Annotated in this window: 1 protein-coding gene; it reads left to right on the top strand. The window is 30.4% G+C overall.

The features are described 5' to 3' along the window. Positions 1-317, top strand: a 317-nt coding sequence (locus R0K30_RS21210; protein ID WP_410612742.1) for a hypothetical protein, incomplete at its 5' end; no start/stop codon positions are given. Positions 318-388: the final 71 nt, after the last annotated feature.

The following is a 388-nucleotide window of genomic DNA, read 5'->3' on the forward strand; positions in this document are numbered from 1 at the left end:
CGACAAAACTCGGTTATTTTATTGCGAACTCGATGAAGCGGATAGAAATTGGTCTGAATCAGTTTTTTCCTAAACTTGGTATTAAGTATACCGCGGGGCTTAATTATATTGATTTTTGCAATGCATTCCGATCGAGAGATGACTATAAGATGTTACTTCGTGACTCATTTGAGTTCCTTGAAAAAAATAAAATAACACCATGGCTAGATTTGGAGTTTATTAAAAATAGTCATATAAACTTTAAAAGCGATTATTCCGAAGAAATTTTATTATTGATTGGACTGGCAGTAAACTTAAAAAAAGAGTTAAAAATTTGAAAATAGTGTATATATCAAATTCAATAATTCCATCGAGGTCAGCAAATTCTATACATGTTATGAAAATGTGT

Source organism: Bacillus sp. SIMBA_154, assembly GCF_046536015.1.
GTDB lineage: Bacteria > Bacillota > Bacilli > Bacillales > Bacillaceae > Bacillus > Bacillus pumilus_P.